The organism is Pseudomonas sp. Pseusp88 (genome assembly GCF_047303955.1).
In the GTDB taxonomy this organism is placed as follows: domain Bacteria; phylum Pseudomonadota; class Gammaproteobacteria; order Pseudomonadales; family Pseudomonadaceae; genus Aquipseudomonas.
The window spans coordinates 40,503-55,685 of record NZ_JBGLYM010000002.1; the positions used below are offsets into that span (position 1 = coordinate 40,503).

The window sequence follows — 15,183 nt, forward strand, 5'->3', positions numbered from 1 at the left end:
AGACACAGAGATTTCACAGCAATTCACACGGACGGCGCACCGCGATAAAAAAAGCACCCTGAGGTGCTTTTCCTGTTCAACGTTATCGGTCGGATCAACCGACCAATCGAGCACGCGCCTCATGCAGCTTCTTATAGCTGTCGATCAGGCGCAGATGCCGGTCCAGCCCTTCCAGTTTCATGCTGGTCGGGGTCAGGCCGTAGAAGCGCACGCTACCGTCCACCGAACCCAGCACTGCGTCCATGCGCTCGTTGCCGAACATGCGACGCAGGTTGACTTCGTAGTCTGCCATGTCCAGATCACTGTCCAACTGCACTTCCAGCGCCGCATTCAACGCCTGATAGAACAAACCACGCTCGGCAGTGTTGTCGTTGTATTGCAGGAAGGCTTCGACCAACTCTTTGGCATCGTCGTATTTCTTCAGGACCAGTTGAATCAACAATTTCAATTCGAGAATCGTCAGCTGTCCCCAGGCCGTGTTGTCGTCGAACTCGATGCCAATCAGGGTGGTAATGTCGGTGTAATCGTCCAGTTCGCTTTCGTCCAGACGCTTGAGCAGGCTTTTGAGGTCGCGGTTATCCAGGCTGTGCAGGTTGAGGATATCTTCGCGGAAGAACAGCGCCTTATTGGTGTTATCCCAGATCAGGTCTTCGATCGGATAAATTTCCGAATAAGCCGGCACCAGGATACGACAGGCCTTGGCCCCCAGGTGCTCGTAGACCGCCATATAGGCTTCCTTGCCCAGCTCTTCAAGGATGCCAAACAGGGTTGCGGCTTCCTCGGCATTGGAGTTTTCACCCTGGCCGGAGAAGTCCCACTCGACGAACTCATGATCGGCCCTGGCACTGAAGAAGCGCCACGACACCACGCCGCTGGAGTCGATGAAATGCTCGACGAAGTTGTTCGGCTCCATCACCGCATGGCTTTCAAAAGTCGGCTGCGGCAGATCGTTGAGGCCTTCGAAGCTACGGCCCTGGAGCAATTCAGTGAGACTGCGCTCCAGTGCCACTTCCAGGCTCGGATGCGCGCCGAACGAGGCGAATACGCCACCGGTGCGAGGGTTCATCAGAGTCACGCACATGACCGGGAACTGCCCGCCCAAGGAGGCATCCTTGACCAGCACCGGGAAGCCCTGCTCTTCCAGGCCCTGGATACCGGCGAGAATGCCGGGGTACTTGGCCAGGACTTCCTGAGGCACATCGGGCAACGCCAGTTCGCCTTCGAGGATCTCGCGCTTGACTGCGCGCTCGAAGATTTCCGACAGGCACTGCACCTGAGCCTCAGCCAGGGTATTACCGGCGCTCATGCCATTGCTCAGGTACAGGTTTTCAATCAGGTTGGAGGGGAAATACACCACTTCGCCGTCCGACTGGCGCACAAACGGCAGCGAGCATATGCCGCGTTCGATATTGCCGGAGTTGGTGTCGTACAGATGGGAGCCAAACAGCTCGCCATCGGGGTTGTAAATCTCCAGGCAGTAGTCGTCGAGAATCTCGCTGGGCAACTCATCTTGCGGGCCCGGCTGGAACCAGCGCTCGTCCGGATAATGCACGAACGGCGCATTGGCAATCTCCTCCCCCCAGAACTGATCGTTATAGAAGAAGTTGCAGTTCAGCCGCTCGATAAACTCACCCAGTGCCGATGCCAGGGCGCCTTCCTTGGTCGAACCCTTGCCATTGGTGAAACACATGGGCGAGTGGGCGTCGCGGATATGCAGCGACCAGACATTGGGCACGATATTGCGCCACGAGGCGATCTCGATCTTCATGCCCAGACCGGCGAGAATGCCGGACATATTGGCAATGGTTTCTTCAAGCGGCAGGTCCTTGCCCGCAATAAAGGTACTGGCCCCGGACGCCAGGCTCGGCATCAGCAACGCCTGGGCATCGGCATCAAGGTTTTCAACTTCCTCGATAACGAACTCAGGCCCGGCCTGCACTACCTTCTTGACCGTGCAACGATCGATTGAACGCAGGATGCCCTGGCGATCCTTGGAGGAAATATCCGCAGGCAACTCGACCTGAATCTTGAAGATCTGGTTGTAGCGGTTTTCCGGGTCGACAATATTGTTTTGCGACAGGCGAATGTTATCGGTGGGGATATTGCGGGTATCGCAGTACAACTTGACGAAGTAAGCCGCACACAGCGCCGACGAAGCCAGAAAGTAATCGAATGGACCCGGTGCCGAACCGTCGCCCTTGTAACGAATGGGCTGATCGGCGATCACCGTGAAGTCATCAAACTTGGCTTCAAGTCGAAGGTTGTCGAGAAAGTTAACCTTGATTTCCATGTGGCATTACCATCAATAAGCGAGCAAACGAATGGCCGCCATTATCCGGTTTTTCTGCGGGAAGTCTTTGGCTATGTGCTGTGGGTCGATGATCTCTCCTGTAAACACGCCAAAACCTGCTGAATCGCCGAACCCTGTGGGAGCGAATTCATTCGCGAAGAGGCCAGTACATCCGATGAATATTTATCGCCTGTTATGCCGCTTTCGCGAATGAATTCGCTCCCACAGTAGCGCGTGCATATCGTCGGATCTGTGGGATTCATCCGCGAAGGGGCTGCTCTGGCTTTACAGCAAACATAGAATCTCCCACAGAATTCGCCGCCATAGATTCGATCACACCGCTAGCTGCATCAGGCCAACAACCGCTCCAACACCACCTCCAACGGATGCCGCAGCTGCCGGTCAGCCATGCGCTTGACCTGGCTACGGCACGAATAGCCGGTGGCCAACGCTTCACCCTGCTTGTCCAGCTTGGTCGCCCACGACTGCTCGAAGATGGTCCGGGACGTGTCCTGGTTGCGCGCTTCGTGGCCGTAGGTACCGGACATGCCACAGCAGCCGGTGGCTTCGGTAGTCAGCTTCAGACCCAGGCGGGCGAAGACCTTTTCCCACTGCCCGGTGCTGGCTGGCACGTTGGTCTTCTCGGTGCAGTGCGCCATCAGGCGGAACGCTGCCGGCGCTGCAGAGCTCGTGGCTTGCGGCAAGGCATCGATCAGCCACTCCTGGGGCAGCAGGACTTTCGGGCAGTCTTCCAGGCCCGGCACCTTCTGATATTCCTGGCGGTAGACCAAGGTCATCGCCGGGTCCAGCCCCACCAGAGGCACGCCGCAGTCGGCCAGGGCCTTTAGCTGAGTGGCGTTGCGCGTGGCGGCCTTGGCGAAGGCGCCGAGGAAGCCCTGCACATGCAGCGGCTTGCCATTGGCGCTGTAGGGCGCCAGGAACACTCGATAGCCCAGTTGATGAACCAGCTGGATAAAGGACGCCAGCAGCGGCGTTTCGAAGTAACGGGTAAAGGCGTCCTGCACCAGCACCACAGTACGCAGGCGTTGCTCGTCACTCAATTCCCGCAGCGCTGGCAGCGTCGCCGCGCGGACATTGCAGCGGCTCAGGGTGGCTTGCAGGTTGTAGCGATGGATCAGCGGGCTGTCGAGCATGCCGACGTGGCGCTCGAGCAGGCGGCTGACCCACTTCGACCCCATGACCGCGTTGTACAGGCCCGGGGCGTAGGCCATATAAGGGATGGAGAACTCCAGCGATCCGATCAGGTAGTCACGCAGCGGACGCTGATAGCGCCCGTGGTACAGCTCCAGAAAGCGCGAACGAAACTCCGGCACATTGACCTTGATCGGACATTGCCCCGCACAGGACTTGCACGCCAGGCAACCAGCCATCGCGTCATAGACTTCGTGGGAAAAGTCCGCCTCGCCTCGGGAACGCGCCAGGTTATTGCGCAGCCGCGTCGGCAATTCCTTGAGCCAGGACGCCCTGCCCCGCGCGGCTTCCAGCACGTCAATGCTCGCCGCACCCTGCAGACGCAACCATTCGCGAATCAGCGACGCCCGGCCCTTGGGCGAGTGCTGGCGTTCACGGGTGGCTTTCCACGACGGGCACATCGCGTCATTGGGGTCGAAGTTGTAGCAGGCGCCGTTACCATTGCAGTGCACGGCGGAGCCAAAACTCTGCCAGACGCGCTCGTCGATCTGCCGGTCGAGATCGCCACGCAGGGTAACTTCGTTGACCTTGAGCAGGCCCTCGGCCGCGTCCGGCGGGGTGCAGATCTTGCCGGGGTTGAGCTGGTTGTAGGGGTCGAAGGCGCCCTTGAGCGCCTGCAACGCCGGGTACAAGTCGCCGAAAAATGCCGGCACGTACTCCGAACGCAAACCCTTGCCATGCTCGCCCCACAGCAGGCCGCCGTAGCGTTGGGTCAACTCGGCCACGGCATCGGAGATCGGTTTGACCAGCGCAGCCTGGGCCGGGTCCTTCATGTCCAGGGCCGGGCGCACATGCAGTACCCCGGCGTCGACATGGCCGAACATGCCGTAGGTCAGACCATGGCTGTCGAGCAAGGCGCGGAATTCGGCGATGTAGTCGGCCAGGCGTTCCGGCGGCACTGCGGTGTCTTCGACGAACGGCTGCGGACGAATCTCGCCGTCAACGTTACCCAACAGGCCCACGGAGCGCTTGCGCATGGTGTAGACCCGGGTCACGGCGGCCTCACCTTCGGCCAGGGTATGGCCCAGACGCTCGATGGAGGTGTCCGCTTGCAAGTGCTCGACGAAGGCCGCGACCCGCGCGTTGACTTCCTCGACTTCGTCGCCGCTGAACTCCACCAGATTGATGCCCAGGGTCGGGCGCGCGGCATCGGCCGGGAAATACTCGGCAACGCTGTGCCAGACGATGTCTTTCATCGCCAGCATCAACACCCGGGAGTCTACGGTTTCGATGGACAGCGGCTTGTGCGCCAGCAAGGCGTTGGCGTCGCGCAGGGCATCCATGAAGCTGCTGTAACGTACATTGACCAGTACCGAATACTTGGGAATCGGCAGGACATTGAGCTTGGCCTCGACCACATAGCCCAACGAACCTTCGGCGCCGCACAGCACGCTATTGAGGTTGAAGCGCCCCTGTTCATCACGCAGGTGCGCCAGGTCGTAGCCGGTCAGGCAGCGGTTGAGCTTGGGGAATATTGCCTCGATCAGTTCGGCCTGGGTTTCCTGGATCTGCCGGGCGCTACGATAGACCTCGCCGCTGCGGCCGGGCCGGGCACAGGCAGCGTCCAGTTCGGCATCGGACAAGGGCCGGGTATGCAGATGCTCGCCGCCGAGCAGCACGCTGTGCAGTTCCAGCACGTGGTCGCGGGTCTTGCCGTAGGTGCAGCTGCCCTGGCCGCTGGCGTCGGTGTTGATCATGCCGCCGACGGTGGCGCGGTTGGAGGTCGAAAGTTCCGGGGCGAAAAACAGCCCGTGGGGCTTGAGGGCGGCGTTGAGCTGGTCCTTGACCACCCCGGCCTGGACCCGCACCCAGCGCTCGGCGACATTGATTTCCAGAATGCCGTTCATATGCCGCGACAGGTCAACAACGATGCCATCGGTCAGCGACTGGCCGTTGGTACCGGTGCCTCCGCCCCGTGGGGTCAGTCTGATCTGGCGAAAGCGCGGCTCGGCCATCAGCGTGGCGATGCGTGCGACATCATCGGCGTCCTGGGGGAACACGGCGGCCTGGGGCAGGCGCTGATAGATCGAGTTATCCGTGGCCAGCACGGTGCGGGTGGCATAATCGGCACTGAGCTGACCGCGGAAACCGCTGGCGCGCAGGGCGTCGAGAAATTCAGGATACTGCGGCGCTGGGGCGGCGGCAGTCAGCTGGGCGATCATCATGGGATGGCCTCTTGTCGGTCGGTCACGGGAAAAAGCAAAATACTTGTCGTCCGGGCATTAATCGGTCAGCCTCGGATCCTGGTCTGTGCCAATGATCCCGGAGGTCATGGCGCACGACAACTGGATATTCCTGCCGCTATCGATGACTTTTCCGAATGAATTACCGTCACCTCACGCCCTCCATGTCGCTGCTGCTGGCCTTTGAAGCCGCCGCCCGTCATGAAAGCTATACCCGCGCCGCAGTGGAACTGTCCTTGACCCAGAGCGCGGTCAGCCGTCAGGTCCAGGCGCTGGAGCAGCAATTGGGCCTGACCCTGTTTCGCCGCGAAGGCCGCCAGGTGCAGTTAACGGATGTCGGCCGCTTATACCAACGAGAAATGAGCGAGGCGCTCGGCCGGATTCGCAGCGCCACCCTGCAGGCCATGGCCTTCCAGTCCGGTGGCGGCACCCTGCGTCTGGCTACGTTGCCGACCTTCGGTTCGAAATGGTTGCTGCCACGCCTGCATGGCTTCTACAAGACCCACCCCGGCATGCTCATCCATATCAATTCGCGGATAGACGCCATCGACTTCGACACCAGTGGCATCGACGCCGCCATAGTCGTGGGCACCACCGACCTGCCGGGCCTGATCAGCCACCGCCTGCACGCCGAAGAACTGGCGCTGATCATGTCCCCGGAAGCCGCCCAGACCCATGGTGAATGGACACCGGAGCGCATCGGCGAACTGATGCTGCTCAATGTTGCCAACAACCCCAATGTCTGGGGCGACTGGTTCAGCCATCACCACCTGCCCCACCGCCTGATGCGTCTTGGGCCGAGTTTCGAACTGACTTCGCATTTGATTCAGGCGGTCAGGGCCGGCATCGGTATCGGCCTGGTGCCGCGCATCCTGGTGGCCGATGAGCTGACCAGCGGTGAACTGATCAGCCTCGGCCAGACCTTTGCCAGCCAGCGCAGCTATTACCTGACCTACCCGCCGCGCAACGAAATGCTGCCGTCGCTCGTGGCGTTTCGCGGGTGGTTGCTGGGGCAGATTTGACCCAGGACGGCCACCACCGCTATTGCGAGCGCTTTGCACTCGATCGCCAGCAAGCCGGCTCCCACAGGTCTTGCGTGCGACACAGATCCCTGTGGGGGCCGGACTTGCGCGCGAAGACTGACTGTCAGGCTCCAAAAATGCGCGGGATGTACGGGCCCATTCGCGGGCACGCCAGGCTCCTGAGGGTTCTGCGAGGGATGTCGCAGCCGCACTCAACGCCCCAGAAACGCATATCCAAGGCTCACGACCTTGGCGTCCTCGCCATACCGGCCCAGAAACGACACCCCCACCGGCAGATTGCCCTTGATCGTCCCCGCTGGCACCGTTATCTCGGGGAATCCCGTCGCCGAGGCTATATAGGAAGCGGCATAGGTGTCCCCTGCCGTACAGACATAACTGTCATCTGTTACCCCATGCACCACCGACGGCGGACAGTTGAGGGTGGCGAAGAACAGGCTGTCGACCTTGTTCTGCTTCATGATCGCCGACAGTTGCTCACGCAACTGTGGAATCTTGCGCGTCAGGATGGAAATGACCTGTGGCGAATCGGTCGTGCCAGCTTTCAGTACGGCTTCCAGCCCACTCAAACGCGCCGGGTTCATACCGTGCTCGTTGTTTTGTGCCTGGTTCTTGCCCGCCTGCTCGACGAACTGCTCGAGGGTGCGAGGCTGGCTGGCATCGAGCGTGGCCAAGTAGCGTTCGAATTGCGGCTTGAACTCCGCATCACCGACCGGACCCAGCACATCACTCCACAGGCTTTCAAACCCCTTGGGCAAAGCAATGCTGACGATATGCGCGCCGCGTTCTTTCAGGGTTTGCTGCGCTGCCTGGAACACGGCATCGACTTCGGGATTGGCCCCCTTGAAGTTGCTGACGATGCCGATAGTCTTGCCTTTGAGCGATGCCCCACTCAAGCCCCGGACGAACTGTATCTGCGCGGACGCCAGGTCCAGGGTCGCCGCGTCGTTTTTGTCCTGGCCCTTGATGACATCCAGCACCACCGCCTGATCCAGCACACTGCGGGTAATGACGCCCGCGGTATCAAAAGTCAGAGACAAAGGAATGACACCACTGCGGCTGATCAGGCCAATGGAAGGCCGCAAGCCCACCGTGCCAGTGACACTGGCCGGGGCTCGAATCGAACCGCTGGTATCTGACCCCAGGGCTATAGGTGCGAACTGCGCAGCCACTGCCGCCGCCGAACCACTGCTGGAGCCTGAAGCGTCACGCCGAGTATTGCGCGGGTTCAGGGTCTGGCCACCGAACGAACTGTAGCCAAACCAGCCAAAAGACGCGGCCAGTTCCGACATATTGGTCTTGCCGAGCAGGATGGCCTGGCCGTCGATCAGTTGCTGGATGGCAAAGGCATCCTGGCCCGGCACTGACGTGCGCAAGACATAAGAGCCACCTGAGGTGACCAGGCCCTTGCTATCGAAGTTATCCTTGGCTACGAAAGGAATACCCGCCAGCGGCGCATGCCTGGCCCCGGGATTTTTCGCCCGTTGTGCGTCCCACTGCCGGGCCTGCTCCAGCGCATTGTCGTTAAGCGTTACCAGCGCATTGATATTTTGCCCCTGGCGATTATTGGCGCGAATATTATCCAGATAATGACTGACCAACTGCTCTGACGTAATACTGCCGTTATCCAGGGCCTTGCGCATATCGACAAGGGTCAGAGGATCGATTGCGCCATCTGCATGGGCAGCGGTGGCCAGCATGCAAAATACACAGGCTGTGAACTTTTCAAATAACTGCATTGATATTCCCCATCATGGATACACACAAAAGAATGGCAGCCGACAAGACAGGCCAGCTTTATTCGCCTGGCCCGGGTGATGCAGTCTCTGTGATCAGAGCAACTTGTTATTTTGCAGAAACGCTTTGGCGACACTCTCTATGGATTCGCGACCGACATCGACCCGAGCATTGAGTTTTGCAATGTTTTCGTCGTCGATCCTGGCCGACAGTGCGTCGAGCAACTCACCGATCCTGGGGTTATCCGCAAGGATTTTTGTACGAATGACGGGCGTCAGCGCATAGCTGGGGAAGAAGTCCTTATCGTCCTTGAGCACAATGAAACCGAACGCGGGGATCCGCCCGTCCGTAGAAAGCACCAGTGCCAGGTCGACTTGACCATCCTTGAGCGCCTGATAGGTAAGGCCGCCGTCCATGCGGATGATGTTCTTGCGCTCGAACTCGAACTTGTACATCTCCTGCAAAGGCTTCAAGCCGTCAGAGCGGGAAAAGAACTCGGCATTGGAGGCAAACTTATATTCCTTGCCTGCACTGACCTTTTGCGCCAGATCACTGATCGACGTGATGCCGTCTTTACCCGCTTCATCCTTGCGCATGGCCAGAGCGTAAGTATTGTTGGCTTTTGATGGATTCAGCCAGGTAATACCCTTTTGCGCATCGAGCATGCTGATCCGCTTATAGGTTTCGTCGGCGTCGAGCCGCTCCTTGATGTTGTTATAGATAACCAGCGAAGTTCCGGTGTACTCCCAATACACATCAACCTGACCGTTTTCCTGTGCCGCCCGCAGCACCGAAGAACCGAGGTCGGCGCGTTTATCGACGCTATAGCCATTGGCGCGTAATAACTGCGCAGTCATTTCCGCAACCAGTTGCTGCTCGGTGAACTTCTTGCCGCCTACGACAATAGTGTTCTCGGCATTGGCGCTGCCAAATGCGCCCAAGGACAGAGAGAAGACCAGACTGGTGAGTATTCGATGAATCATCATGCACCTCGGATTATCAGTTTTATAAGCAGCCCTGGAGGATCTGCGGGTGCAGTTGCCGCCAGCAGTTCGAGCCCTGGAATGGGCACTAACGCCCGGCCAGCCGTAACCCACGCGACACCACAACGTTTTGAATCAGGCCGCAGCCCATATCCACGGCGACAGCCAGCAAGGCAGTCGAGGCGGCACCGGCCAGCATCATGCCGAAGTCATTCAAGTCGATCCCGGTGAAGATCAACTCGCCCAGCCCGCCCCCGCCGACCAGAAAAGCCAGGGGCGCGGTGCCAACATTGATGGCCAGTGCCGTGCGAATACCGGCGAAGATCACATTCATGGCGTTGGGGATTTCGACCTTCAATAGCGTTTCCCGTGGGGTCATGCCCATCGCTTCGGCCGCCTCGATCAGATGCCTGGGTACGGCACGCAGACCTTCATAGGTATTGACCGCCACCGGTAACAGCGTTGCGACCCACAGGCCGAAGATCGCCGCACCACCGCCAATGCCCAGCAGACTCATGGCCAGGGCCAGCAATGCCAGCTTGGGAATGGCCTGCCCGACGTTAAGGACCTGCATACTGGCCATAGCATAGCGTTGATTGGCCGCACGACTCATCCACACGCCCAGAGGCAGCGCGACCAACAGAGCCAGCACGCCGCTGATGGCGACGATACGCAGGTGTTGTCCGCTGAGATAGCTGATGTCGCTCCAGTAATACTGCAGCCCGGTCCAGAATTTCATCATCACGTCAGGCATCGTCAGTGCCCCGCCGTTGTGGTGTTTTCAACCAGCCTGGCGAGGATATCCGCCTGGTAGACATAGCCGACCATGCGACCATCGCTGTCGTTGCACAGTGCCCACTGCTGTCCGCGCCCCAGCAGTTGCGAAAGTACCTGGCGCAGATCGTCGCTAGGCTTGACGATCAACGGCGTGTGCAACGAGCCGCCGTTGCCGCCCACAACCTGCATCTGTTCACGTGGCGGATTCATGCAGGCGACATCGGCCGCCCGCAGCAGGCACAGGCGCTTCATGATCCGGTCACCGCCCATGAAATTGGCGACGAACTCACTGTCCGGCCGCGCCAACAGATCGTCGGGCGTGCCGAACTGCTCGATCCTGCCGTTATGGAAAAGGGCAATGCAGTCGGCCATCTTCACGGCTTCATCAATGTCGTGGCTGACGAACAACACGGTCTTGTTGACCTGGCGCTGTATGCGCATGAACTCATCCTGAATCACCTCGCGGTTAATCGGATCGATTGCACCAAACGGCTCGTCCATCAGCATCACTGGCGGGTCTGCGGCCAGAGCGCGGGCGACACCGATGCGTTGCTGCTGACCGCCCGACAACTCGCAGGGATAGCGCTGCAGGAACTTCGACGGCTCCAGCGCCACCACTTCCAGCAACTCGGCAGCACGCTTGCGGCTTCTGGCCTTGTCCCAACCCAGCAGGTTGGGCACGACGCAGATGTTTTCTTCCACCGTCATGTTCGGGAACAGGCCCACCTGCTGGATCACATAGCCGATCGAGCGCTTGAGTGTCACGCTATCGAGCTCGGCAGTATCGCGACCGGCGATCCTGACCGTGCCCGAGGTGGGTGGTATCAGCCGATTGATCATTTTCAGCGTTGTGGTCTTGCCACAGCCCGAAGGGCCTAGCAGTACGCAGATCTGCCCTTCTTCAACCTTGAATGAGACATCTTCTACGGCGGTGATAGAGCCAAATTTTTTGTTCAAGTTATCGATCTGGATCACGTCGTCGCTTCCTTCATTTGGCCTGCGCCCATTTTGGTCAGGCCGGTTGGCGTCAAGAGGCGTTGCAAGGCGTACAGCGCATAGTCGGCAGCAATGGCAATCACACTGATGACGATGGCCCCGGCCAGCAACTGGCGGGTGTCGGACTGGGCGATGCCACGAATGATCAGGCTACCCAGGCCACCGGCACCGATATAGGCGGCGATTGCCGCGATGCCGATATTGATCACAGTGGCCATGCGGACCCCGGCCATGATCAGCGGCACCGCGAGCGGCAGCTCGACCTTGCGCAGGCGTTGCCAGGAAGACATGCCCATTCCTGTGGCGGCCTCGCGCAACGCCGGATCGATATTGGCAATGGCCGTGGTGGTATTGCGGATAATCGGCAACTGGGAGTAGAGGAACAGGGCAATGACCGCTGGCACCACGCCGATCCCATAGCCAATCAGGGACAAGGCCGGGATCATCAGCCCGAACAGTGCGGCGGAGGGAATGGTCATCAGTATCGCGGCGAAGGCCAGGACCCAGCGCCGCGCACGCGGATGCTGGGAAATGGCAATGCCGACTGGCACCCCGGTAATGATCGCCAGCCCCACCGCGACCATCACGATAAGCAGATGCTGCCCGAGTAGCAGGCTTATCAGCCTGGCGTTTTCCAGAATGAAGTGCATGGTTTCCATGGTGGCGCCCTCTTCACGTCGTTGTTATTTTCGCCGGCAGTGCATCTGGAATTGCCCGCCGGGCTTGTGAAGAACCTTACCCCGAGGCGCAACTGTCACAGCGCCTGGAGATCGACGATCTCTATCAAAAAACCGCCATTACGCGGCTTGTCGGCAATCATTGTCAGGAGTGGGCCTCATCAAATTTCCGCCGCTCCTCGCCCGGCGTACAACCCCAGACCCGTCGATAGGCCGCCCCCAGGTGCGACGCCGAGACAAAACCGCAGCAGTAGGCAATGGCAGCGATGGGTTGGGCGCTTTCACGCAGCAAGCGGCGCGCTTCGTTGAGGCGCAGCTCCAGGTAGAACTTCTTCGGTGTCATGCCAAAGTGCTGATGCCACAGGCGCTCCAATTGCCGATGCGACAGATTGCAGCGATCAGCAATGCTCTCGATGCCGACGACGTGTTCAAGGTTGTTTTCCATGAAGGCAATGGCCGCTGTCAGGCGCCGGTCATGGATTCCGAAACGCCACTGGATAGACATTCGCTGGTGTTCTTCCGGCGCCCGGATGCGCGCGTGCAGAAACTGCTCGGCAATGCTGGCGGCCAGTGGGTTGCCAAAATCCAGCCCGACCTGCGCCAGCATCAGGTCGATGGCGGCAGTCCCGCCAGCACAGGTCCAGCGATTGCCATGGTTGACGTACAGCTCCCTGGTCACCTCGATGGTCGGGAACTCTTCGGCAAACTGGCCAATGGACTCCCAATGCAAGGTGCAGCGCTTACCCTCCAACAATCCCGCACGGGCCAGAATGAAAGTGCCGGTACTCAAGGCGCCTACCGTTTTGCCCCGGGCCGCCATGCGCTGCAGGTAACGCAGCATGTTGGGTGGCTTCTGGTTTTCGATGTCGAGGCTGGCCAGGACGAATACCCGGTCGATCTCGGGTGCCTGGTCGATGGCGACGGTCTGTATCTCAAAGCCGCTGCTGGAGCTGATCATGCCGCCCGACTCCGACAGCAGGGTCCACTCGTAGAGCCGCTTGCCGGAAAGCCGATTCGCCGCACGCAATGGCTCGCTCGCTCCGGCCAGGGCCATCATGGAAAATTGCGGCAGGATGAGCAGACCGATACGCCGGGTTGATTCACTGCTGGCAGGCGCTGTAGGTTCACTGGGGCTTGTCATCGCCAGTTCCTTGTCATGGAAGGTTGCAAGCGGACATAGGGCACTGCTGCACCAGGCGTGATCGCGAGGTGCCGGGCGCAAGTCCTGAGCCGCATACTAAAGCCAGACTGAAGATGGATGACAGCGAAGGTGCTGCAAGACCACGGTGTCGGGGTCTTGCAGGCGGTGACGGGCAGATCAGGCGTGGGCGCGGATGGCTTCATCGATGCTCTGTATCATCGATTTGAACACCGGGCTGTCGACCTGATTCTGCTGTCCATGCTGCATGTTCGGCAAAATCAGCGCGCCAGGCCCGGCATCACCCGGATAGTGCCGATGCAGGCGGATGGACTCCGCAGGCATATGCAGGGTGTTGTCAGCCCCATGAATGATCAGCGCAGGCGGGAAGCCCTGGGCTCCTTCAATGGATTGCTCCGGATCATAGGCCACGTAGGTCTTGTAAGACTTGGCAGAGACATGGCTGCAACCCGGCCAGCGATCGGCACCGCCCGCTTCGGTGTAGCCGCCCAGTTGCTGATCGACATAGGCTTGGGTATCTGGATCCAAGGGATAGTAGCCAAGCCTGGTTGCAGCCGTACCGGTATCGAAGGCCGGGATCGCTGCATCATCGGCGAGTTCGCGTATCGCCGCATCCGCAGCGGCACTGTCGGCGCGCAGGTCCTGCAATTTGCGGATATTGGTGTAGCTCATCGGTACCCAGAGACGAATCTGCTCGCCGCCCTTGGCGGCCAGTTCTGCAACCGCACCGAGGCTGGCCACCGAGCCCATTGCCCAAGACGCAACCACCGGCATTTCACCGAAGTTGTCCCGCGCCCATTGCACGGCACCGAGCACTTCGTCTTTCTGGTCTTCGAGGATGACGTGGGTGATCACCTGGTCACCGGCCTGAAGGGTGTTGCGCACCTGCTTGTTGGAGAAGAAACCCGCCACGTCGTAGGTCATGACCCGATAGCCACGCGCGGCCAGGGCTCGACCGAACAATTGGCCGTACATCGTGACGCCGCCAGTAAAACCGGAGTTAAAGACCACCGGAGGCAGTTTACGGGCCGCCGCATCGATATTCGCAGGTTCAAATACAGTGCCTTTGAGGTTCAGGGTTGCATCGCCGTACTTAACAGCAAAGTTTATCTCTTTTGTAGTGACGTCTGTCATTGCTTGATATCTCGAAGTTAGAACATGGGCTTGGATCAACCTGCCAACGGGCCAACTGCATCACGAAGAAGCTGGCCAACAGGAATACGGGTGTGCGCAGCAACGCGTTGGGCGACTGCGTCGACGAAATCGAAAGTCTTGGCTAAATCGAACTGACTGGAATAAGGCACGCCATCATTGGAGGTGCCGACGTGGGGGGCATCGCTGGCTTCCAGCAGAATACGATCGGCACCAACGCCATCGATGATCTGGATGACGAAGCGCGCCACGTCTTCGGACTGCACAGCCGTGCGATAGCCCGGCCCCTTGAACCACACATTGCCGCGCCGTCGCGCTTCTGCCAGCAGCGCCAGGTAGGCAGGCTCACTGGCACCGCGTTCGCAGTGACAACTGCCCAGATGATCGATAAAGACCCGAATACTCTCGGGAATCTGGCGCAATACCCGCAGGTTGGTCTCGGCTTCCTTTGCATAGATATGCAGGTGCTGGTGCGGCAGCAGGCGCGCATATAACTCTTGCCATTGCCGGTCGCTAAAGCGTGCAGCGGACACTGTCTCGGGCCTGGCGTCATGCAGGACAATTCGCGCGCCGACGATCTGCGGATGGGCAAGCCGTTCCCGGGTAGCGTATGCAGGATCGGCCTTGATCGTCCCTACCAGACGGATATTGGCGTAACGCGACGGGTTTTCGGCCTGCAGACCGTCCAACTCGGTGAACGAGGCGAAGACATTTCCCGAATCCGGCAGAATACTCAGATGAACGTTATTGATGAGCGTCGGCATGACTGCGCCGTCGATCAGCCGATCCAGATAGCGGGTCAGTGAGTGTGGCGCTGGCAAGGCATAAGGCAATGAGTCCGCCACACGCTGGAGGTCTCGAGCAGTGTAAAAATGAACGTGGCTATCAATTCTTCTGATGGGCGGCAGCATGATGGTTGTTTCCTGCTTTTGTAGGAAAACAATAAGCTTGAGCCGCCGCCCGGCGCTCCCGCCAAT

Annotated in this window: 11 protein-coding genes; 1 reads left to right on the forward strand and 10 read right to left on the reverse strand. The window is 59.6% G+C overall.

Features of this window, described 5'->3' with window-relative positions; translation table 11 throughout:
• Window positions 1-94: 94 nt before the first annotated feature.
• A complete protein-coding gene (locus tag ACCD02_RS02520; protein ID WP_413298375.1) occupies window positions 95-2,290 on the reverse strand; it encodes an OsmC domain/YcaO domain-containing protein in 2,196 nt (731 codons plus the stop codon).
• Window positions 2,291-2,640: 350 nt separating this feature from the next.
• The gene (locus ACCD02_RS02525; RefSeq protein ID WP_413298838.1) at window positions 2,641-5,664 is read right to left on the reverse strand and encodes an FAD-binding and (Fe-S)-binding domain-containing protein; all 3,024 of its coding nucleotides are present in this window, start codon (window positions 5,662-5,664) and stop codon (window positions 2,641-2,643) included.
• Window positions 5,665-5,822: 158 nt separating this feature from the next.
• On the opposite strand from ACCD02_RS02525, the gene ACCD02_RS02530 reads away from it, so the two are divergent.
• Window positions 5,823-6,707, forward strand: a complete 885-nt coding sequence (locus tag ACCD02_RS02530) for a LysR substrate-binding domain-containing protein (protein WP_413298376.1) — start codon at window positions 5,823-5,825, stop codon at window positions 6,705-6,707.
• Window positions 6,708-6,919: 212 nt separating this feature from the next.
• Here the strand turns inward: ACCD02_RS02530 and ACCD02_RS02535 are convergent, their stop codons facing one another.
• The 8 genes from ACCD02_RS02535 to ACCD02_RS02570 all read right to left on the reverse strand — a co-directional run bounded on the left by ACCD02_RS02535 (window position 6,920) and on the right by ACCD02_RS02570 (window position 15,117).
• Window positions 6,920-8,464 (reverse strand): amidase family protein, encoded by a 1,545-nt coding sequence (locus tag ACCD02_RS02535; RefSeq protein ID WP_413298377.1) that lies wholly within the window; start codon window positions 8,462-8,464, stop codon window positions 6,920-6,922.
• A 93-nt stretch (window positions 8,465-8,557) separates the two neighbouring features.
• A complete protein-coding gene (locus tag ACCD02_RS02540) occupies window positions 8,558-9,445 on the reverse strand; it encodes a glycine betaine ABC transporter substrate-binding protein (RefSeq protein WP_413298378.1) in 888 nt (295 codons plus the stop codon).
• Window positions 9,446-9,533: 88 nt separating this feature from the next.
• The gene (locus tag ACCD02_RS02545) at window positions 9,534-10,199 is read right to left on the reverse strand and encodes an ABC transporter permease (RefSeq protein WP_413298379.1); all 666 of its coding nucleotides are present in this window, start codon (window positions 10,197-10,199) and stop codon (window positions 9,534-9,536) included.
• 2 nt (window positions 10,200-10,201) lie between these two features.
• A complete protein-coding gene (locus ACCD02_RS02550; RefSeq protein ID WP_413298380.1) occupies window positions 10,202-11,197 on the reverse strand; it encodes an ABC transporter ATP-binding protein in 996 nt (331 codons plus the stop codon).
• Entirely contained in the window at window positions 11,194-11,877 is a 684-nt protein-coding gene (locus tag ACCD02_RS02555) for an ABC transporter permease (protein ID WP_413298381.1), read from the reverse strand. Before ACCD02_RS02555 ends, ACCD02_RS02550 begins: the two co-directional genes overlap by 4 nt.
• A 163-nt stretch (window positions 11,878-12,040) precedes the next feature.
• Complete coding sequence (locus ACCD02_RS02560; protein WP_413298382.1) at window positions 12,041-13,036, reverse strand: GlxA family transcriptional regulator; 996 nt, start codon at window positions 13,034-13,036, stop codon at window positions 12,041-12,043.
• 177 nt (window positions 13,037-13,213) lie between these two features.
• Complete coding sequence (locus ACCD02_RS02565; protein WP_413298383.1) at window positions 13,214-14,188, reverse strand: alpha/beta hydrolase; 975 nt, start codon at window positions 14,186-14,188, stop codon at window positions 13,214-13,216.
• Window positions 14,189-14,223: 35 nt separating this feature from the next.
• Window positions 14,224-15,117, reverse strand: coding sequence for an amidohydrolase family protein (locus ACCD02_RS02570; RefSeq protein ID WP_413298384.1), 894 nt, complete (start codon window positions 15,115-15,117; stop codon window positions 14,224-14,226).
• Between the last annotated feature and the right edge of the window lie 66 nt (window positions 15,118-15,183).